Here is a 20,353-nt window from a genome sequence, read left to right on the forward strand (position 1 = left end):
TTGCCGGGGGCTTCTTGAACAGCCATCAACCAGTCAATTGGTTTCCAGCTCATACCCCTTGCTCACGAACAACGCCGCAAACAGGCTCTTGCCTTCCTTGAAGGTGTACTGCTCTTCAAACTTGCCATCTTCTACCAGCTTCTGCCCGATGGCACATTCCGAGTCACTGTGGTTCTTGCCTTTGGCACCGAAATCACTGCTCCAGGTCGACAGCCCGACCTGCTCACAGAAGGCCGTGAACTTCGCCTTGGGTACATTCTGCTGGTACTCGCTGTAGGCCTCTTTCAGCGGTTTGAAGCCGCTGTAGCTCACGGTGTAGTTTTCCACCTTGGCCTTGCGCGCAAAACCACTCACCGCCTCGGCCAATACCGCCTGGCCGGAGTACGAGCTGTAGGCCCCGATCAGCATGGCGCTCAACGCGCTCTTGAGCTGGGTTTCGACATCGTCGAGCTCCGGCAGCGACTGGAACTCGGCCTTGCGCACGATCTCACCCACCTTGGAGCCATCGTTACGGTGGGTCACGATGAACGCCATCGAGCCTTCGCCGTCACTGGAGCGCTTGAGGGTGAAGTCCACGTCGACCGTGGTGCCGAAATCACCGGTGCTGCTGACCAGGAATGCACCGGTCATTGGCTGACGCACTGCCATGTTGCTACCCCAGCTAAAGTCAGACTGGGTGGCACGCCCGTTGGCGGCCAGCTCGGCACGCGGCTGGATCTCGTCGCTGACATCAGACACCAGCACTACCTCGGCGCCTTTGCTGGCAACGAAAGGGTCGCCCATTTGCATGCCCAGCAGCTGGATGTGGATCGTGCCGTCCTTGCTGTCACCGTCGTGCGCCAGCTTCAGCGCATCGGCCTTCAGGTAGACGCCTGCAACGTTGCCGCTGGCGTTGAGCTGGTACTTGGCCCAGCCGGCCAGGCCTTCTTCCGCCGAGCTACCGCGAACCGACTCCATCAGGCCGGTCAGGCCACGCATGAACTGCTGGGCACCGTTGGTCTGCGCGGCCGCCACGCGGATCTCTGGGTCGGCAACGGTGAGGTTGCCAGAGAACGCCGAGTAGGAAATGTCACCTTCAGACAATACGTCCTCAAGGAAGTAGCGCTCCTTGAAGTCGTCGTAGTAGGCCATCGCAGCCTTCTTGCCCGAGCTGGAAACCATCGCGTAACCACCGCCGAGCACCAGCACCGCTGCGGCCACACCGCCAATCAGCAGCTGCTTCTTGTTCATCTGTTTGATCATGGTGTTTGCCTCACTGGACCATGGCGGAAGCGTTGTTCCAGTCGTTCACGTACTTTTGGGAGACCTCGGGGGTCCAGCTGAAATCGATACCGGCGTTGGGGAATTCCTTGGCCAGCACGGCGCCGAACGACACGAGGTCGGCGCACTTGTCCTGCTTGCACGCCTGCGGCTCGCCCGCGGTGTAGGCCCGGTAAGTCGGCACGGCGCGGCCATCGTCCAGCGGGTAGTACGGCGTGGCGTTGGCCACCTGGGCCACGTACCAGCCTTCGCTGTATTCCTCGTCCGCCACCAGGCGGCCCTTGCTCGGGAAGTCGATGGCGTAGAAGTCGCCCTGCTTGCCGGTGACATGCACCATCATCGGCGCCACGCGGGCCGAGGTTGCCGGGTTTTGCTGCTCCAGCGGCGAAGCGAAGCGCACCTTGATGCCGGCCATTTGTGCCAGGGCTTCGGTTTCGCGCCCTTTGAACTCGCTCATGCCGTCTTGCAACTGCTGGTAGCGCTCCAGCACACGCGTGTGGACGCGGGCTAGCTCCTGTTGACGCTGACGCGCCTCGCGCACGCGCTGCTCTTCGCGCTGAACGGCCCAGTTCGCGCCATCGCGCACATCGAAGAACAGGCCTTGGCGGTTGATGCCGATGCGGTTGCGGGTGATCTTTTGCGCGTCGTTACCCCACATGTTGTTCGTGATCGCCGCAATGTCCTTGACGATGAGCAGGTTGGCCACATCGGTGGTGGTCGGCGAGGTGGTCTTGATCAGATCGAAGACTTCCAGCGCGGCTTCCTTGTACTTGGCCGCGTCCAGGGCGAACGACTCGTCCGGGGTTACCGCCACGTAGTAAGGGTCGCTGCCGAATGGACGGCGCACGCCGTAGCTGCTGCGGGTGAACGTGAGGTAGACCTTCATCTGCCGGCTGGGGATCTCACCCACCAGGAATGCGGCCTGGTCAGCTTCGCCCGTGAGGTAGGAAACGGCCTTGTCCTTGACCGCAGGCTCGAAGACCTTGTTGAAGATCAAGCCGCTCGGGTGAACGTAAACGCGGTTCCAGTTATCGCCACGGTAGGTACCCACGGCCTTCCAGCTGATTTTTTCGAAGTTGCCTTCGCCAAAGCCGGACGCCGGGCACGGCATGGCCGGGGTGGTGCCGAACGACAGGGTGTCACCGTTGCTGATGATCTCGCGGCTGAGTACCCACTTGCAGCCGGCACCGTCCGTTACCTGCATCAGGTTGCGGTTTTCCAGGACCACGGAACGGCCGAAGTCCGAGGTGGGGGCTGCGGCTACTGCGGCGGCAGGGGGCGCGACGGGCGGAGCGGCAGGTGCTGCGGTCGGGGTTTCGGCTGCTGGTGCTGGGGCGGGCTCTGCGGCAACGGCCGGCGCTGGAGCAGGAGCAGGAGCTGCTTCTACTTTCGCGGGTGCTGATTCAACTACCGCAGGAGCTGGCTCAGGCGCCGGGGCTGGAGCAACGGCCGCCGGGGCTTCCGCTGGCGCTGGCGCTGGCTCTGGTGCTGCTGGTGCTGCCGGAGCAGGTGCCGGGGCAGCGGCAGGCGCAGCGGCCAGGGTCACCAGCCCCAGGTTGCTGGCATTGCCCGAGCCGCTGGCGTAAAGGTTGCCCTTGGCATCGACCGCCTTCCAGCTCACCTTGGCCGTCGAGCAGTCCTTGGCGAACACAAACGGCAGCTTGGTCAGCAGGCCCGACAGCAGTTCCTGGTTATCCCAGGCCGGGCGGGTGATGGTCAGGTCGACCTGGGGTTTGCACCAGGTGGTGGCATCCCCAGGCACTTCGACCTTGATGTTGTCTTTCTTGGAAAAGGCCAGCTCGTGGGCGAACGCCTGTGGTACCAGACCACAAGCGCCGATCACGGCCAGCGCGAGCGCGTGCTTTTTCATGGAGTTCCTCAGATCAGTTCCCAGGTGCCGTTGGCTTGTTTGCAGAAGGTGTTCTGCTCTTGCTCGGTCTTGCCGCTTTGCGACTTCAGGTTGACCGTGACCGGGCGGCAGGCGGCTTCGGCAGCGACCGTTTCGGTAGGCAGCGACTGCACCGAGTCCAGGTCGAAGCCCTGGGTTTCCTTGCTGGCGGCAACGTCCAGCTCGTCCAGGTTCACCGCCGGGGTCACGCGCTTGGCCACGGCTTGCGCCTTGGGCTCGACGTAGTTCTTGTGCACATAGCCAACGGTTACACCCTTGCGACCGACCAGGATCCAGTCACCGCTGGAGCCAACGGCGGTGAACTCAGTGTGGTTTTTCAGGCTGCCGACCTTTTCACCGTTCTGGTTGGGTGCGGCGCGCACGTTCAGGTTGTCGCTGATGGTCACGTATGGTTCGTTGATCAGCTTCATCGACGGCACCGCCTGGATCTTCGGTGCACGCTTCACCTCGACCTTCTTGGTCTGGGTGTATTCCTTGCCCGGCACGATCTGCGCAGTGGCGCCCGAGTGGTCGGATGTCCAGGTCACCGGCTGGGCGCTGGCGGTGGTCTGCTGCTGGCTCAACACTTCCTGGGTGCGCAGCGCCAGGGCTTGCTGATCCTTCTCGTCCAGCATGTGGCCGATGCGGTTGCCCACGTAGGCACCAATGCCACCTGCAATCAGGGCCGCGGCGATCTTGCCGTTGCCACTGCCCATGGTCGAGCCGATGGCCACACCGGCCAGGCCACCGATTACGGTGCCCGCTTGCTCTTTGCTGATCCCGAGCTGTGCACAGGCCGTGGTAGAGGCGATGGCGACCGCCAGAAGGGACGCGACGAATTTCTTACGCAAGTGGAGCACTCCATTTTCGGTGGGGCGCACAGCCGCGTACCGCAGCCAAGGGTTGGCGGCAGCATTCGAAGTTGTGCGGGGTTTTCAGAGAGAGGGCGGCACTGGCCGCAGACGGCAATTCAGCCGTCCAGCGAGGGGCGCAGGGGGAGACCAGTACGGCGCAAAGCATCCAACGAATCCATGTCAGGAAGAGTTCATCGCCCAGCGCGCGTAATCATTACGGCGTGTGGCCTGGGCGTGAGTGGCGTAGTAGAGGCCCGCATTGTAGCGCAAGGTGGCATTGGCAGTTCAAGACAAAATGTTGCGAGAAGCCGCCCTGAAGCAGGCCTGCTTCGCAGGCCATCGCTGGCAAGCCAGCTCCCACAGGTAACGCGCCGTTCTCATCGTCTGTGCAGTATTTGTGGGAGCTGGCTTGCCGGCGATGGGCCGCAAAGCGGCCCCGTCCTACACGAGAAACTCAGAATCATCCCCTTCCGTGTAGGCCATTTCCCAAACATACTGCCAAACCGCTCAAACGCTTGCGACGGGTTATGTCGCGCTCTAGTCTCGGCTTGTCGTTGCAAAATCAACGACCGGCTTTGACAGGCCGTCGATTTCCCGCACACGTGCGCTGTTTATGGCGGCTGTATGTGGGGCACCCTCGTGGTGCGCCGAGTTGCTCCGGGATCCTCGGTCTGTCAACCCATGTACAGCTGCCACCCTCTTGTTTGACAGCAAGCTTGCGGCAGCTCCAATGATCCTGGAGATGTGTATGCGCAAGATGGTCCCCGATCCACCCCACTCCCTCGATTCAACTCAAGTACTGCAAGACACCCTCGTCCAGTCCTCAGAGTACGTACTCTGCGCCCTGTCCGTGGCCCGCCAGTCGGTGCAACTCAAACCCACTGCCCACAGCTCGATCGTGATGCAGGCCGTGATCCATGAAATGGAGGCGGTACAGGGGCTGGTCGAGTCGGCATTGATGCAGTTGCAGATGCGGCCGCATTTACCTGCTGAGCCCTACGCCTTGCATTAGCAGGCCCGGCCTCTTCGCGGGCGCGCCCGCTCCCACAGGGACTCCATAACCTTCAAGCACTGCACCGTACCTGTGGGAGCGGGCAAGCCCGCGAAGAGGCCAGCCCAGACAACCAAGAGTCCAGGGAGATAAAAACAATGCCCACCCACTACACCAAAGAACCCACCACAGTCGGCAAGACCTGCTTCTACCAAGGCGAAAACAACACCCACCCCCTGTTCCGCATCGAAGCCGGCATCCCCTGCCAGGACGCCCGCGAGCAGGCCTCGGAGCTGATGGGCTACGTGCGCGACCTGATCATCACCGGCCTGATGGACGGCGACCAGAAACTGATCTGGGCCTCGCATTACCTCAGTGCGATGGCCAAGGCGTTGCTGGATGATGCTGAGTTGGGGATGATGAAGAAATGAGCGACGATGTGCCGCAAGTCGGTTTCCGTTGCGCTGAAGGAGAAAGCCATGCAATTCCCAATCTGCATTGAATGGGGCGACGAAAACACCGCTATTGGTATTCAGATTCCTGACATCCCTGGCGGGGTAACTGCGGGCGACACCTTCGAAGAGGCCTATGCGGCAGCTATTGAGGTGGCCCACATCATGTTGGAGGAGATTGCCAGCAGCGGGCAGGCCATTCCAATGCCTACCAGCGCGGCATTACACCGGAAAAATCCGGCTTTCGCTGGCATGGGCTGGGGGATGCTGGAACTCGACATCACGCCGTATCTGGGCAAGACCGAGAAAGTAAACGTCACGTTGCCAGGATTCGTCATCCAACAGATCGACCGGTACGTGCGTGATCACAACGTAAAGAGCCGGTCTTCGTTCCTGGCCGATGCAGCCATGGAAAAGCTGGGTCGCTAGAGACAACAAAGCCCCACTCAATGCTGGGGCTCTACAGATTTCAATGGTAGGCACTTAGCGCTTCGAATCGAACAGACCGCCTCGGGAGCGCATGAGGGCAATACACCCGCCCTCACCAACAAACTCTCGCGAACGAAAAAGCCCCTGGAAACTTTCTTTTCCAGGGGCTTGATCTTGTATGGCGGAGAGATAGGGATTTGAACCCTAGGTACTGTTGCCAGTACAACGGATTTCGAATCCGTCCCGTTCGACCACTCCGGCATCTCTCCAATGCCGCGCATCTTACCAGCGTTTTTTTAAAACGCAAATCTTTTTTTCAAAAAAATCGCGTGGTATCAGGCGCTTGCGTGAACGCGCCGCTTACAGCGGCACGCCCAGGCGCTTGGCAACTTCTTCATAGGCTTCGATCACGTCGCCCAGGCCCTGGCGGAAGCGGTCCTTGTCCATCTTCTTGCGGGTTTCTTTGTCCCACAGGCGGCAGCCGTCCGGGCTGAACTCGTCGCCCAGCACGATCTGGCCGTGGAATACGCCGAACTCCAGCTTGAAGTCGACCAGCAGCAGGCCGGCGTCATCGAACAGCTTGCTCAGCACTTCGTTGACTTTCAGCGACAGCTTTTTCATTTCGACCAGCTGCTCGGCGGTGCCCCAGCCGAACGCAACAACGTGGGATTCGTTGATGAAGGGGTCGCCCTTTTCGTCGTTCTTCAGGAACAGTTCGAAGGTGGACGGCTCCAGCTTGATGCCCTCCTCCACGCCCAGGCGCTTGACCAGGCTGCCGGCAGCGTAGTTACGCACTACGCATTCAACCGGGATCATGTCCAGCTTCTTCACCAGGCACTCGTTGTCGCCCAGCAGCTTGTCGAACTGGGTCGGCACGCCGGCTTCTTCCAGTTTCTGCATGATGAAGGCGTTGAACTTGTTGTTCACCATGCCTTTGCGGTCGAGTTGTTCGATGCGCTTGCCGTCGAACGCCGAGGTGTCGTTACGGAACAGCAGGATCAAGCGGTCGGCGTCGTCGGTCTTGTAAACCGATTTGGCCTTGCCGCGGTAGAGTTCGTCGCGTTTTTCCATGATTGGGCTCCGCTTGCTTGAGGTGTTGGGCTAGGCGATTTCGCGCCAGTCGAGCCCGTGTTCCTGATTCGCCACCTGGAGCCAGTCCGGGTCGCACCCAAGGGTGTCGACGAAGCACTGGCGGGCCAAGTGTGGCAGGTTGTTCTTGCTGCTGAGGTGGGCCAGCACCAGGTGCTGCAGGTTGTTCCAGCCCAACTCGTGCACCAGGCGCGCAGCCTGGTGATTGTTCAAATGCCCTTGCATGCCACCCACCCGCTGCTTCAAAAAGGCCGGGTAGTGACCGCGTGCCAGCAGGTCGCGGCAGTGGTTTGCCTCGATCAACAGTGCATCCAGGCCTTGGTAACGCTCCAGCAACAGCGCGTCGTACGAACCCAGGTCGGTCAACATGCCAAAGCGCCGCTGGCCATCGCTGATCACGTATTGCAACGGCTCGTAGGCGTCGTGCTCAACCCGCGCTGCGGTCACTTCCAGGCTGCCGATACGCAGGCTTTGGCCACAAGCGAGAAAACCGGCCACCTCCACCGGCTTGCGCATGCCGCGCAAAGTGCCCTGGCTGAGGTAGACCGGTACATTGTAGCGCCGGGACAGCAAGCCCACCCCATGCACGTGGTCGGCATGTTCGTGGGTCACCAGTACCGCGCTGAGCTGGGCCGCCGACACACCGAGCAGCGCCAGGCGCCGCTCGGTTTCGCGCAGGGAGAACCCGCAATCGACCAGGATGAACGTGTCACCACTGGCGATCAGCGTGCCGTTCCCTTGGCTGCCGCTTCCGAGTACCGCGAAGCGCACTTAACCCAAGTGGTCCTGAATGGCGCTCAGCACACGGCGGGCGACATCGGCCGGAGCCACGGTGTTGATGTTTTTCTCGACCGTGACCTGCACGCTCTCACCCACCTTGCTCAGGCGAACCTGATAGCGCTCGGCACGGGCTTCACGCTCTTCCTTGGTTGGCTCGCTGCCGAACATGCGGCTGAAGAAGCCAGGCTGGTTCTGCTTGTCGTCAGGCTTTTCAGACAGGTTGATGTAGTACAGGCCCAGGCTGCGGTTGATGTCCTCGACGCGCCACTCGCCACCCTGCTCCAGGGCACGGCCTACGCCAGACCAGGCACGGTCCAGGTCGGAACCCAGGTACAGCACCGGGTTGCCGCTACCGTCTTCGCTCAGGCTGACACGGCTTGGCGCGTCGAAATCACGCGCAGCCAGCAGCGACACCGAACCGCCCTTCTCGGCGCTGCGGTTCATGCTGGCAAGCATTTCGTCAACCAGCAGGGCATCGGCGCCGGTGTTGCTGGACGTGGACGGGAAAGCAGGCTCGGCAGTGCTGCCGGCCGGCCGCTCGACGCTGACCACGTACACCTCGGAAGTATTGCGCTGCACGCCAGGCTCCATGCGCACACGTACGCGCACTTCGCTGTCACCGCTGCTGGCAGTGCTGGCCAGGCGCTGACCGAGCGATGCCGACAGCTCGTCGAAGCGCTGCCAGGTGGTGTTGAATTCACCGGTCTGCGGGCGCTCTTCAGCAATGCGGAAGCCGTTGTCCTCGAAGAACTGCCGGGCCACTGGCCACACTTCGGCCGGCGAATGCTGGGCCAGCACCCAACGGCTGCTGCCGCTGCGCTGCAGGCTGTAGTCGGTTACCTGGGCAGCACCGCCAGTGAGCGGTTGCGGGCGCGGCACTTCGAACTCGCCGGCGACGTGATCGTCGGCGACGTTACGCGGGATTGGCAGCAGCGGATCAAGGCGCTTGACGTTGCTGGCGTCCGGCGGCAGCTGCATCGGCGCGGTCGGGTGCGCCTGCAGGTAGTCGCTGCCGCGGTCGCGGAAATAGCCATCTTCGCCCCACAGCCAGCCACACCCACTGGTGCTGGAGATAATCAGGGCAAGGGCGGAAAGACCAGCCAGTCGCTTCATGCGGTGTACTTCCTCTTAAACCAGTACGCCGGACTGGCGCAAGGCAGTACGGACTTTTTCGTGACAGCCTTCGCTCAGCCAGGTCAGTGGCAGGCGAATACCCTTTTGCATCAGGCCCATTTCGACGAGCGCCCACTTCACCGGGATCGGGTTGGCTTCGCAGAACAGGTCTTTGTGCAGCGGCATGAGTTTTTCGTTGATTGCGCGGGCCTTCTCGGCATTGCCCTCAAGGGCGGCCTCGCACAGATCGGCCATTTCGCGCGGGGCGACGTTGGCGGTAACAGAGATGTTGCCCTTGCCGCCCATCAGGATCAGCTCGACAGCAGTCGGGTCATCGCCGGACAGGACGATGAAGTCGCTGCTGACGCCATCGAGGATGGCCTTGGCGCGGACCAGGTCGCCGGTGGCTTCCTTGATACCGATGATGTTTGGCACGGTCGACAGGCGGATCACGGTCTCGGCCTGCATGTCGCAGGAGGTGCGGCCGGGTACGTTGTAGAGGATCTGCGGGATGTCGACGGCTTCGGCAATGTGCTTGAAGTGCTGGTACAGGCCTTCTTGCGTCGGCTTGTTGTAGTACGGCACCACCAGCAGGCAGGCGTCGGCACCGGCGCTCTTGGCGTTCTGGGTCAGGTGCACGGCTTCGGCAGTGGCGTTGGCACCGGTACCGGCGATGACCGGAACACGGCGGCTGCTGCGCTTGACGCGCTCGACCACGTGCTTGATGACCAGGATGTGTTCTTCGACATCCAGCGTGGCGGACTCACCGGTGGTGCCGACAGCGACGATCGCATGGGTGCCGTTTTCCAGGTGGAAGTCTACAAGTTTGTCGAGGCTGCCCCAGTCCACACGCCCTTGTGCATCCATGGGTGTGACCAATGCCACCATACTGCCCGCAATCATGTAACTGCTCCTGCCGGAAAAAGAGAGCCGTAATGGTACTGGGGGCATCGGCCTTGCACAAGCGAAGCAGGCGGGCGGAGCATTCCCCTCGGCGCCTTATTTCGCTACCCTTGATGCTTTGATCGGTGCAGCGCGGCCCGCCGGGCCGTCGACCTTGCTCCCCGCCAGCGTCCACGACCTCGCATGCGAGCCCCGGGCCCTGCCGACAGGAGGCTTTCGCCCGTCCTGTACCGACCGCTCATCGCTTTAGGAACGCTGCATGTCCACCCCCACCGTCCGCGAACAATTCCTTGTCATCAGTGCCCTGGGCCCAAACCCCATGGAACTGGCCAACGTCCTCAGCCGCGCTGCCTTCGAGAACCGCTGCGCGGTGGTCACCTCGCGCCTGAGCCGCCACGGCGAGACCAGCGCCCTGGTGCTGCAGGTGGGCGGCAGCTGGGACGCCCTTGCACGCCTGGAGTCCACCCTGCCGGGGCTGGGCAAAAAGCACGGCCTGACCCTGGACGTGGTGCGCAGCGCCGACCAGGAAGTACGCCCGCAAGCCCTGCCATACGTGGCCTACGTCAGCGCCGCCTACCGCCCGGACATCATCAACGAGCTGTGCCAGTTCTTCCTCGACCACCGCGTCGAGCTGGAGGCCATGACCTGCGACACCTACCTGGCCCCGCAGACCGGCAGCAGCATGCTCAACGCCCAGTTCACCGTGATCCTGCCGGCCGGCACCCAGATCAGCTGGTTGCGAGACCAGTTCCTGGACTTTGCCGATGCCCTGAACCTGGACGCGCTGATCGAGCCTTGGCGCCCACAGAACCCCATGTAAGGAAACCACCATGGCTGTAGCACTCGACCAACCCGTCGCCGACTTCCAGGCCCAGGCCACCAGCGGGCAAACCGTCAGCCTGGCGGAGCTCAAGGGCCAGCAGGTGGTGGTGTACTTCTACCCGAAGGACAGCACCCCGGGCTGCACCACCGAGGGCCAGGGCTTCCGTGACCAGCATGACGCCTTTGCCGCCGCCAACACCGTGGTGTTCGGCGTATCGCGTGACGGCATCAAGTCGCACGAGAACTTCAAGGCCAAGCAAAGCTTTCCGTTCGAGCTGATCAGCGATAAGGACGAGGCCCTGTGCCAGCTGTTCGACGTCATCAAGCTGAAGAAGCTGTACGGCAAGGAATACATGGGCGTTGACCGCAGCACCTTCCTGATCGACAAGGACGGTGTGCTGCGCCAGGAATGGCGTGGGGTGAAGGTGCCGAGGCATGTGGATGCCGTGCTGGCTGCTGCTCAGGCCCTGAATAAAGCCTGAATTGATTGGGGCTGCTTTGCAGCCCTTCGCGGGCACGCCCGCTCCCACAGGAGTTGAGCCCTGCCCTGTGGGAGATTCTATGGTTTCTGGCAATGGTATCAGGGTTGCCAGTGCTCGCCGCGGCATCTTCAGCGTGTGTGAGATCGAGCGCCGCGCGGGCGGCGCTCGATCTCACAGGCGCTGCATATCTTGTGGCAAACACTTGTCAGCCCTGATGCGGCCCTGTGGGAGCGGGCGTGCCCGCGAAGGGCCGCAAAGCGGCCCCAACTTCACTTACAGCATCGGTGAAACACTAGGCTCCTGTCTGGGCCAGGCATCCAGCACGGCCTTGATCAGGGTCGCCAGCGGGATGGCAAAGAAGATCCCCCAGAACCCCCACAGCCCGCCAAACAGCAGCACCGCGCAGATGATCGCCACCGGGTGCAGGCTAACCGCCTCGGAAAACAGCAACGGCACCAGCACGTTGCCGTCCAGCGCCTGGATGATCGCGTACACCGTCATCAGGTAGATGAACTGGTCGCCCCAACCCCACTGGAACAGCGCAATCAGCGTGACCGGCACCGTCACCACTACCGCGCCCACATACGGCACCACCACCGACAGCCCCACCAGTAACGCCAGCAGCGCGGCGTAGTTGAGCCCCAGGCTGATGAAGGCGATGTAGGTGGCAATGCCGCAGATCAGGATTTCGATGCCCTTGCCGCGAATGTAGTTGGCAATCTGCCGGTTCATCTCGCTGCCCACCCGGTTCAGCAAGGCGCGCTGGCTGGGCAGGTAACCACTGACCCAGCGACCGATCAGCTCGCGGTCCTTGAGGAAGAAGAACACCAGGATCGGCACCAGCACCAGGTAGATCATGGCGTTGACCAGCAACGGCAGGCTCGACAGCGAAAAGGTCAGCGCCCACTGGCCAAACTTGCCGATCTCCCCGCGCACAGACTCGATGGCATGCAGCACCTGCTCGTCCGAAACCAGGTGCGGGTAGCGCTCCGGCAACAGCAGCAGCAACGACTGCCACTTGCCCAGCATGCCCGGCAGCTCGTTGAACAGGGTGATCAGCTGGTGCCACAGCAGCGGCACCAGCACCAGCAAGAACACTGCCAGCGCGCCCATGAACAGGGCGAACACCAGCATCACCGCCAGCCGGGTGGGTACCCGCACCCGCTCCAGGGCGTTGACCAGGCCCTGCATCAGGAACGCCAGCACCATGCCCGCCAACACTGGGGCCAGCATGCCGCCCAGGGTCAGTACCGCGGTAAAAGCCAGAAACAACAGGACCGCCAGCACCACCGCTTCTTCATCGGAGAAGTAGCGCTGCATCCAGTCGCGAAGCACTTTGAACATTGACGATCCTTGGAAAAGACTCAGGCCTTGCGCAGCCAGTAAGTGTAGGTGCCGGCCTCGGCCGTTTCCTGCAGCAGGGTATGACCGGCCAACCGGGCGAAAGTGCGGAAGTCACGCTGCGACCCGGCATCCGTGGCGATCACCTTGAGCACCGCGCCGCTGGCCAGGCGGTTGAGCTCCATCTTGGCCTTGAGCAGCGGCAAAGGGCAATTCAGCCCGCTGGCGTCCAGTTCGGCGTCGCAGGTCAGGGGGTCACTCATCGCAGGGTCTCCAAAGGCGTTGCCAGACTGCTGGCTGGCAGGGTCGGCTAGGATAGCGCCACTGGTCGCCAACGTGTGAGCCCGCTACAGTAGGTATCTTTGACCGACGCGAGCTTCATGCATGAATCTACTGCGCCCTACCCTGCTGACGCTGGCCTGCCTGTTGGCCCTACCCGGCCACGCTGACGACCTGCCATCGCTGGGTGACGCCAGTTCTGCGATCGTTTCACCGCAGCAGGAACACCAACTGGGTCGTGCCTGGCTGAGCCTGCTGCGCGGCCAGGTCAACCAGCTGAACGATCCGCAGCTCAAGGACTACGTCGAAAGCAGTGTGTACAAGCTGGCCGAGACCAGCCAACTGCAGGACCGGCGCCTGGAGTTCATCCTTATCGACAGCCGCGAGCTGAACGCCTTCGCCGCGCCTGGTGGCATTGTCGGGGTCAACGGCGGCTTGTTCCTCAACGCCCGAACCGAAGGCGAGTACGCCTCGGTGCTGGCGCACGAGCTGGCGCACTTGTCACAACGCCACTTCGCCCGCGGCGTAGAAGCCCAGCAGCGCATGCAACTGCCGATGATGGCAGCATTGCTGGCCGGTATCGTGCTGGCAGCGGGTGGTGCCGGCGATGCCGGTATCGGCATGATTGCCGGTACCCAGGCGGCGGCCATTCAAGAACAACGGCGTTTCTCGCGGCAGAACGAACAGGAAGCCGACCGAATCGGTATTCAAAACCTGGAAAAGGCCGGTTACGACCCTCGCAACATGCCGACCATGTTTGAACGCCTGGCGCAGCAGTATCGCTACGGCGCCAAGCCGCCGGAATTCCTGCTGACTCACCCGGTGACAGAATCACGTATCGCCGACACCCGCAACCGCGCCGAACAGGCGCCCAAAGGCGGCATCGAGGACAGCCAGCGCTACCAGCTGATTCGCGCTCGCGTGGCGCTGATCTACGAAGAAACCCCAGGCCTTGCGGCCAAGCGTTTCCGCACCCAGCTCGATGACGACCCCAAACTGGACGCCGCCCGCTATGGTCTGGCCCTGGCGCAGGTCAAGGGAGGCCAGCTGAACGAAGCGCGTGAAAACCTGAAGCCACTACTGGCCAAGGCGCCCAACGACATCACCTATAACCTGGCGCAGATTGACCTGGACATCACCAACAACCGCCTGGCCGACGCGCAGCAGCGGGCCGAGCGGATGCAGGGGCTGTACCCGGGCAACTACCCGCTGAAACAGGTGCGGGCCGATTTGCTGGTGAAACAGAACAAGCCTGCCGAGGCGGAAAAGGTGTTGAACGAGCTGGTGAAGAGCCGGCCGGACGACCCGGACGTGTGGTACGACATGGCTGAGGTGCGGGGTTTGTCGGGCAACACCATTGGCTTGCACCGGGCGCGGGCGGAGTACTTCACCTTGGTGGGGGATTTTGACCAGGCGATCCAGCAGCTGGATTACGCCAAGCGCCGGGCGGGCGGCAACTTCCCGCTGGCTTCGCAGATTGACCAGCGCCAGCGCGAGATCATGGAGCAGCAGCGGATGGTTCGGGAAATGATGGGGCGTTGAGGGCCCTTTCGCGGGCGAGCCCGCTCCCACAGGGACCGCGCCGCTCGTAAGCGTTGCGCTGTACCTGTGGGAGCGGGCATGCCCGCGAAGAAGGCTACGCGGTCTGGCGTCAGGCGTTACCAGACAGCTTCAGCCGCGCCGCCTGGGTAAAGTCCAGCATCCGGTTCAGCGGTTTGATCGCCTTGGGCACCAGCGCCGGGTCAACGAAAATCTCATCACCGCCATTACGCAAGCAATGCAACACCCGCTCCAGGGTATTCATCGCCATCCACGGGCAATGCGCGCAGCTACGGCACGCCGCGCCATTGCCGGCAGTCGGCGCCTCGACAAATTCTTTATCCGGGCACAACTGCTGCATCTTGTAGAAGATGCCGCGGTCGGTCGCAACGATGAAGGTCTTGTTCGGCAGGGTTTGCGCCGCTTTGATCAGCTGACTGGTGGAGCCCACTGCGTCCGCCAGCTCGATCACTGCTTCCGGCGACTCGGGGTGCACCAGGATCGCTGCGTCCGGGTACAGCGCCTTCATGTCGGCCAGCTGGCGCGACTTGAACTCTTCGTGAACGATGCAGGCACCGTCCCACAGCAGCATGTCGGCACCGGTTTGCTTCTGGATGTAACGGCCCAGGTGCTGGTCCGGCCCCCAAATGATGGTCTCGCCGTTATCCATCAGGCTTTCGACGATTTCCAACGCGCAGCTTGACGTTACCACCCAGTCGGCACGGGCTTTTACCGCAGCAGACGTGTTGGCGTACACCACCACGGTGCGCTCAGGGTGCTTGTCGCAGAAGGCTGAGAAGTCCTCCACCGGGCAGCCCAGGTCGAGCGAGCACGTGGCCTCCAGCGTGGGCATCAGCACGCGCTTTTCCGGCGTGAGGATTTTCGCCGTTTCGCCCATGAAACGCACACCGGCCACGATCACCGTTTCGGCCGGGTGGTTCTTGCCAAAGCGGGCCATTTCCAGCGAGTCGGACACACAGCCGCCGGTTTCTTCAGCCAGCGCCTGGATGACCGGATCGCAGTAGTAGTGGGCGACCAGCACGGCATTCTGGGCCTTGAGCTCGGCAGCGATGGCCGCACGGTATTCGGCCTCCTGCTCGGCTGTCAGCGGGTTGGGCTGCTTGGCATCGAGGTGAGCCTGAACCAACAGGCGTTCGGAAATCTGGGTCATGATCGCTGGACCTGCAGGCGCGTGTGCGCATCAAATCGAGTGTATCACCCGGCCCTGGCAGATCGGCTAAGGGTGCCGGACGGCACGCAGGCCGCCACGGCCCTCTGCGGGCGCGGATTATTATCGGAGGCCGAAGGCTACAGACAATCCAGCGAATTCTAAAGTGGTTTTTGTGTTGGCTGCACTGGCCTCTCCGCGGGCATGCCCGCTCCCACAGGTACGGCGCCGCCCTCAGGACCAATGAGTAACCTGTGGGAGCGGGCGTGCCCGCGAAGAGGCCGGTACAGGTTCAATCAATCAACCCTGCGGGGACAGGGCGGCCAGGTGTGCGGCCATGAGCATGGCGAACTCTTCCACGGTCATTTTCTTGCCGTTGAAGTCGACCATGCCATCGGCATAGTGCAGGCTGCTCACTACATCGTTGCCTTCGACCGTAGCCAGGCCACTCTGCAGGGCCATCATGCCGACCATTTCCCCCGCCTGGCTCGACTGCATGGCAATCGCCTGGGCGTCGGTCTGGCCATCCAGCAGCGCCTGCAACGTCGCAAGGTCACCCATCATCGGCTTGGACAGCGACAGCTTGCTCTTCACTTCGGTGATCAGTTGCTTGCTCAACTGGTCCGGCGGCAGGTCGAAGCTGGCCGGGGCGGCGAAGCCCATCGACAGGTTGAAGCGGCTCTCGCCATTGGCGGTCTTGAACGACAGGTTTTCTATGGCCACCTTGGGCTTGGCGGCCAGCAGCTTGTGCAGGTCACCCTGGAACATGGCCTTCTCTGCGTCGCTCATCTGGATCTGCGGCACCGGCTGGCCGGCTGCAGCTGCGGCCTCGAACTCCGGCAAATGCGCCTGGTACCACTTCGACAACGCCTGCAGCGCCGGCGCGTTGACCGAAGCAATGGTTATCGCCATCTGCGCCTTGCCCACCGCACGGCCATCCCAGGTGATGTCGCCGACCTTGTAGTCCACGCGACCGCCTACGGTATCCGGGCCTTCGAGGGTTTGCAGCGCATTCTGCTCCAGGCCCTTGATCAGCAACACCTGCTGCTTCGGCCCCAGGGTGACCTTGGTTTCGGCCAGATACAGGTCGACGTTACCCACATAGATGGCGTCGTGTGCAGTGGCCGCCAGCTTGCCACCCACCTTCAGGCCGGTCAGCTCGAACGTTGCTGGCGGCTGGTCGTCGCGCACAAGCTTCATCACGAAACGGTCGGCCTGACCGTGGAACTTCGAAGCCTTGCCTTCCTTGTCGCCACTGACCTCCAGCCGCATGCCCGAGAAGTCGAGGCTGTTGCCGTCCGCCTCGTCAAGCTTGACCGGCGCCAACCGGACCTGGCTGACCACATTGCCGTCGTAACCCAGGCTGGTCTGTGCGCTGACCGGCGCCTGCTCGCCTGCGGCGGCAAACCATGCTGCAGTGGCATCGTCCTTTTGCAGGGTGCTGTTGCTGACCGCCATGACCGGCATCAGCTTCAACGCCTTGACCCGTGACCAGGGGAACGGACCATGCTCGATCTGGTCAGTCACGCCCACGTCGAAACTCACCACCTCACCTTCACCCACGTTGATGTCGCGGGCCTTGAGCCGGTACTGGGCGGTACTGCTGAAGAAATGCTGCTCCAGCGACACCCGCTCGATGCTCATGCTGCCGCCGGTGGTCACCAGGGCCTTCTTGAGCTCCGTGTTGCTGCGCTCAAGGGCATGGTCCAGCTCGGCAGGCAACTGCTTGCCGGTGTACCAGGCGCCAGCGGTGGTTACGACGGCAATGGCGATAGCCAGGCCAGAAAGGATGCCTACTGATTTCTTCATGAATAGAACCGTTAGTCCGTAAGGGCTGCCTGGGCAGCAGAAGGCTACCCAGAAAGCGAAGAGTACCACCGCGACAGTAGACGAAGGTCAACCCGAAACGCGAAAAAACACTTTTTCGGAAGGGTCTGACAACCCAGTCGAGGAGTGACTATTTGTTAATTTTTACGAACATTCAAATTGATCATAACCGCGCAAAAACGCGCAAAAACCGAACATATCTCCGTTTAAATCGATAAATATTTCAATTCAGCAACATCTTGTCATGTTTAACTTGACACCAACCTACCCATCGTTTTTTATTTTCACCACTTTGCGCGTCCCCCCACGCGCCTTCCGCCGCTCCTACAAAAAAGGTGAACAACATGGAGCCCACCCGCTCGCCCTTGCCGCATGCGCAATACACCGTGCCCGACGTTTACGCCCAGCCGCAGGAGCCATGCCAGCATGCAGCCTGACCACAGCGCAACCGGCAACGGCCAACTCCGTAAAACCCTGCGCCTCTGGCACGTAATCATCATCGGCCTGGCCTACCTGACGCCGATGACCGTGTTCGACACCTTCGGCATCGTCAGCGGGATTACCGCCGGCCACGTTCCCAGCGCCTACATCCTGGCGCTGGCCGGCATCCTGTTCACCGCCGTGAGCTACGGCACCCTGGTAAAACGCTTTCCGCAGTCGGGCTCGGCCTACACCTACACCCAGCGCGCGATCAACCCGCACGTGGGCTTCCTGGTCGGCTGGTCGTCGCTGCTGGACTACCTGCTGCTGCCAATGGTCAACGCGCTGCTGGCCAAGCTGTACCTGTCGGCCATGTTCCCGGAAGTGCCGGAGTGGATGTGGGTGGCCGGCTTCGTCACCCTGATCAGCCTGATCAACATGCGCAGCGTGAACCTGGTAGCGCACTTCAACCTGCTGTTCGTCGGTGTGCAGGTGGCGATCATCGCCGTTTTCATCTACCTGTGCGTGCGCGGCCTGGACCACGGCGAAGGGCTGGGCACTGCCTGGAGCCTGATGCCATTTGCCGACAGCCAGACCCAGTTCAGTGCCCTGGCCGCCGGCGCGACCATCCTGTGCTTCTCGTTCCTGGGCTTCGATGCGGTCACCTGCCTGTCCGAAGAAACCCGTGACCCGGCCAAGACCATCCCGCGGGCGATCTTCCTCACCGCACTGATCGGCGGTGTGGTGTTCATCACCGTGTCGTACTTCATCCAGGCCTACTTCCCGACCATGGCGCGCTTCCATGACCAGGAAGCGGCCCTGCCGGAAATTGCCCTGTACGTCGGCGGCAAGCTGTTCCAGTCGATCTTCATCGCCTGCACCGTGATCAACACCATCGCCTCGGGCCTGGCCTCGCAGACCAGCGTGTCGCGCCTGCTGTACGTGATGGGCCGCGACAACGTGATCCCCGCCAGCGTCTTCGCCCGCCTGCATTCGCGCTACAAGACACCGGTGCTGAACATTGCCGTGGTCGGTGTCATCTCGCTGTCGGCAATCTTCTTCGACCTGGTGACCGCCACTTCGATCATCAACTTCGGCGCCCTGGTTGCGTTCAGCTTCGTCAACCTGTCGGTGATCAACCACTGCTACCTGCGCGAAGGCAACCGCAAAGGCCTGGCCAACCAGCTGAAGTACCTGGTGCTGCCTACCATCGGCTTCTGCATCATTGTCTCGCTGTGGCTTGACCTGAACGCGCACTCGCTGATGTTCGGCGGCATCTGGGCTGCGCTGGGGTTGGTCTATCTGGGCTGGCTGACCAAAGCCTTCCGGGCAGCACCACCCAACTACGTCGCCGAATGACCCACGCTGCCGACAACGCCCGCGCCTGACCGCGGGCGTTGTACTTGTTCGAAAAGGAATACCCTCATGCCGCTGCGTCGCCTCTCCATCCAGTGGAAGATCACCCTGCTCGCCGGCCTGTGCCTGCTGGCCATCGTCGCCTTGCTGGTGGCCACGTCGTTGACCCAGGCGCAGCGCAGCGCTGCCCTGGTCAACCAGGCCAACACCGCCATGCTCGACACCAGCACACGCCATCGCCTGCAGGCCCACGCCGAAACCCAGGCCCTGCGAATCCAGCGTTACTTCATGGACGCCTACCAGTACGGCAATGGCTTTGCCCGCCTGGTGCAGGTGCTCAAGGCCCGTGGCGGCAGCGACCTGCGCGCCGAACTGACCCGCCAGGCCCGTGCCAGCCTGGCCGGCAACCCGGATGTGATCGGCTTGTACCTGGTGTTCCAGCCCAACGCTCTGGACCAGCAGGACAGCCAGTTCGTCGGCCAGGATGCCGCAGGCAGCAACGAAAGCGGGCGCTTCTCGCTGTATTGGTCGCAGCCCGCCCCCGGCACACTGGAGCTGGAGGCCATGCCGGAATCGATGCTCGGTGACGCCAGCATCGGCAGCAACGGCGCGGCGAAAAACCGCTGGCTGACCTGCCCGCAGGACACTGCCAGGGCGTGCATGCTCGAACCGTACCTGGACGAGGTCAACGGCCGCCAGGTGCTGATGACCAGCATTGCCGTGCCGCTGCTCGAGCACGGCAAGGTAGTGGGCGTTGTTGGCCTGGACATCGGCCTGGCCAACCTGCAGCAACTGAGCGTTGACGGCCGCCGTGAGCTATTCGATGGCCAGGGCCAGGTGAGTATTGCCAGCGCCGCCGGCCTGCTGGCTGGCAACAGCCGCGACGCCGGTACGCTCGGCAAGCCGATGGACAAGGCGGTAGCCGACGGCCTGTTGCGAGTGGCCCACCCCTTTGCCCCAATCCCTGACGCGGCGCCCTGGCAGGTGTTGCTGGAGTTGCCTGAAAGCGTGCTGCAGGCACCGGCCGTTACCCTCAACCAGCGCCTGGACGCGCACAACCAACGAGCCAATCTCACCAGTTTGCTGATCGGCCTGGGCGCCGCAGTGGTGGGTTTGCTGCTGGTGTGGCTGACCGCACGGGGTGTTACCCGCCCCATCCTGGCCGTGGCCGCACGCCTTGAAGACATCGCCAGCGGTGAAGGCGACCTTACCCGCCGCCTGGACTACGCCCGCGAGGACGAACTGGGCCAGCTCACGGGGTGGTTCAACCGCTTCCTCGACAAGCTGCAGCCGATCATTGCCCAGGTCAAAGGCTCGCTGCAGGAAGCCCGCAGCACTGCCGACCAGTCAGCCGCCATCG

Annotated in this window: 18 protein-coding genes, 1 tRNA gene and 1 pseudogene; 8 read left to right on the plus strand and 12 right to left on the minus strand. The window is 62.5% G+C overall.

Features of this window, described 5'->3' with window-relative positions; genetic code table 11:
* Positions 1 to 33: 33 nt before the first annotated feature.
* From ACIQUI_RS13890 to ACIQUI_RS13900, 3 genes are read right to left on the minus strand one after another with little or no spacing between them, the layout of a single operon-like run.
* Positions 34 to 1,242: a hypothetical protein gene (locus ACIQUI_RS13890; RefSeq protein ID WP_403199385.1), complete on the minus strand. Its 1,209-nt coding sequence runs from the start codon at positions 1,240 to 1,242 to the stop codon at positions 34 to 36.
* Between the two features lie 10 nt (positions 1,243 to 1,252).
* A complete protein-coding gene (locus tag ACIQUI_RS13895) occupies positions 1,253 to 3,130 on the minus strand; it encodes a hypothetical protein (RefSeq protein ID WP_403199387.1) in 1,878 nt (625 codons plus the stop codon).
* A gap of 8 nt (positions 3,131 to 3,138) precedes the next feature.
* Positions 3,139 to 3,999: an SH3 domain-containing protein gene (locus tag ACIQUI_RS13900; RefSeq protein ID WP_403199390.1), complete on the minus strand. Its 861-nt coding sequence runs from the start codon at positions 3,997 to 3,999 to the stop codon at positions 3,139 to 3,141.
* Between the two features lie 751 nt (positions 4,000 to 4,750).
* On the opposite strand from ACIQUI_RS13900, the gene ACIQUI_RS13905 reads away from it, so the two are divergent.
* From ACIQUI_RS13905 to ACIQUI_RS13915, 3 genes are all read left to right on the plus strand, one after another.
* Positions 4,751 to 5,014 (plus strand): hypothetical protein, encoded by a 264-nt coding sequence (locus ACIQUI_RS13905; protein WP_403199392.1) that lies wholly within the window; start codon positions 4,751 to 4,753, stop codon positions 5,012 to 5,014.
* Positions 5,015 to 5,151: 137 nt separating this feature from the next.
* On the plus strand, positions 5,152 to 5,424 hold the full coding sequence (locus ACIQUI_RS13910) for a DUF3077 domain-containing protein (RefSeq protein WP_403199394.1): 273 nt from the start codon (positions 5,152 to 5,154) through the stop codon (positions 5,422 to 5,424).
* Between the two features lie 48 nt (positions 5,425 to 5,472).
* Complete coding sequence (locus tag ACIQUI_RS13915; RefSeq protein ID WP_403199396.1) at positions 5,473 to 5,874, plus strand: type II toxin-antitoxin system HicB family antitoxin; 402 nt, start codon at positions 5,473 to 5,475, stop codon at positions 5,872 to 5,874.
* 179 nt (positions 5,875 to 6,053) lie between these two features.
* Here the strand turns inward: ACIQUI_RS13915 and ACIQUI_RS13920 are convergent.
* The 5 genes from ACIQUI_RS13920 to dapA form a co-directional block, all read right to left on the minus strand.
* Positions 6,054 to 6,143 (minus strand) — tRNA-Ser (locus ACIQUI_RS13920).
* Positions 6,144 to 6,234: 91 nt separating this feature from the next.
* On the minus strand, positions 6,235 to 6,945 hold the full coding sequence (gene purC, locus ACIQUI_RS13925) for a phosphoribosylaminoimidazolesuccinocarboxamide synthase (RefSeq protein WP_011535129.1): 711 nt from the start codon (positions 6,943 to 6,945) through the stop codon (positions 6,235 to 6,237).
* Positions 6,946 to 6,975: 30 nt separating this feature from the next.
* A complete protein-coding gene (locus ACIQUI_RS13930) occupies positions 6,976 to 7,734 on the minus strand; it encodes an MBL fold metallo-hydrolase (RefSeq protein ID WP_019098480.1) in 759 nt (252 codons plus the stop codon).
* Positions 7,735 to 8,856, minus strand: coding sequence for an outer membrane protein assembly factor BamC (gene bamC / locus ACIQUI_RS13935; protein ID WP_403199399.1), 1,122 nt, complete (start codon positions 8,854 to 8,856; stop codon positions 7,735 to 7,737).
* 15 nt (positions 8,857 to 8,871) lie between these two features.
* Positions 8,872 to 9,759: a 4-hydroxy-tetrahydrodipicolinate synthase gene (gene dapA / locus ACIQUI_RS13940; RefSeq protein WP_403199401.1), complete on the minus strand. Its 888-nt coding sequence runs from the start codon at positions 9,757 to 9,759 to the stop codon at positions 8,872 to 8,874.
* 259 nt (positions 9,760 to 10,018) lie between these two features.
* On the opposite strand from dapA, the gene ACIQUI_RS13945 reads away from it, so the two are divergent.
* Positions 10,019 to 10,579 carry a glycine cleavage system protein R gene (locus tag ACIQUI_RS13945; protein ID WP_003254741.1) on the plus strand — a complete coding sequence of 187 codons (561 nt, stop codon included), beginning with the start codon at positions 10,019 to 10,021 and terminating at the stop codon, positions 10,577 to 10,579.
* Positions 10,580 to 10,589: 10 nt separating this feature from the next.
* Complete coding sequence (locus tag ACIQUI_RS13950) at positions 10,590 to 11,063, plus strand: peroxiredoxin (RefSeq protein ID WP_403199403.1); 474 nt, start codon at positions 10,590 to 10,592, stop codon at positions 11,061 to 11,063.
* Between the two features lie 273 nt (positions 11,064 to 11,336).
* On the opposite strand, the gene ACIQUI_RS13955 is transcribed toward ACIQUI_RS13950, so the two are convergent.
* Positions 11,337 to 12,407: an AI-2E family transporter gene (locus ACIQUI_RS13955; protein WP_403199405.1), complete on the minus strand. Its 1,071-nt coding sequence runs from the start codon at positions 12,405 to 12,407 to the stop codon at positions 11,337 to 11,339.
* A 20-nt stretch (positions 12,408 to 12,427) separates the two neighbouring features.
* Positions 12,428 to 12,667 (minus strand): sulfurtransferase TusA family protein, encoded by a 240-nt coding sequence (locus ACIQUI_RS13960; RefSeq protein WP_403199407.1) that lies wholly within the window; start codon positions 12,665 to 12,667, stop codon positions 12,428 to 12,430.
* 121 nt (positions 12,668 to 12,788) lie between these two features.
* Here ACIQUI_RS13960 and ACIQUI_RS13965 point away from each other — a divergent pair, with 121 nt between their 5' ends.
* The gene (locus tag ACIQUI_RS13965) at positions 12,789 to 14,225 is read left to right on the plus strand and encodes a M48 family metalloprotease (protein WP_403199410.1); all 1,437 of its coding nucleotides are present in this window, start codon (positions 12,789 to 12,791) and stop codon (positions 14,223 to 14,225) included.
* A gap of 109 nt (positions 14,226 to 14,334) precedes the next feature.
* Here ACIQUI_RS13965 and nadA read toward each other — a convergent pair whose 3' ends face one another.
* Both nadA and ACIQUI_RS13975 read right to left on the minus strand, forming a co-directional pair.
* On the minus strand, positions 14,335 to 15,393 hold the full coding sequence (nadA, locus tag ACIQUI_RS13970; protein ID WP_391127023.1) for a quinolinate synthase NadA: 1,059 nt from the start codon (positions 15,391 to 15,393) through the stop codon (positions 14,335 to 14,337).
* A gap of 297 nt (positions 15,394 to 15,690) precedes the next feature.
* Positions 15,691 to 17,199: a YdgA family protein gene (locus ACIQUI_RS13975; RefSeq protein ID WP_403199412.1), complete on the minus strand. Its 1,509-nt coding sequence runs from the start codon at positions 17,197 to 17,199 to the stop codon at positions 15,691 to 15,693.
* A gap of 444 nt (positions 17,200 to 17,643) precedes the next feature.
* Between ACIQUI_RS13975 and ACIQUI_RS13980 the strand changes: the two genes are divergently transcribed.
* Positions 17,644 to 18,996: an APC family permease gene (locus ACIQUI_RS13980; protein ID WP_403199414.1), complete on the plus strand. Its 1,353-nt coding sequence runs from the start codon at positions 17,644 to 17,646 to the stop codon at positions 18,994 to 18,996.
* A gap of 285 nt (positions 18,997 to 19,281) precedes the next feature.
* A pseudogene (locus tag ACIQUI_RS13985) lies at positions 19,282 to 20,271 on the plus strand (HAMP domain-containing protein); the annotation flags it as partial.
* Positions 20,272 to 20,353 lie beyond the last annotated feature (82 nt).

Origin of the sequence: Pseudomonas sp. NPDC090592, assembly GCF_044769185.1 — a bacterium.
GTDB lineage: Bacteria > Pseudomonadota > Gammaproteobacteria > Pseudomonadales > Pseudomonadaceae > Aquipseudomonas.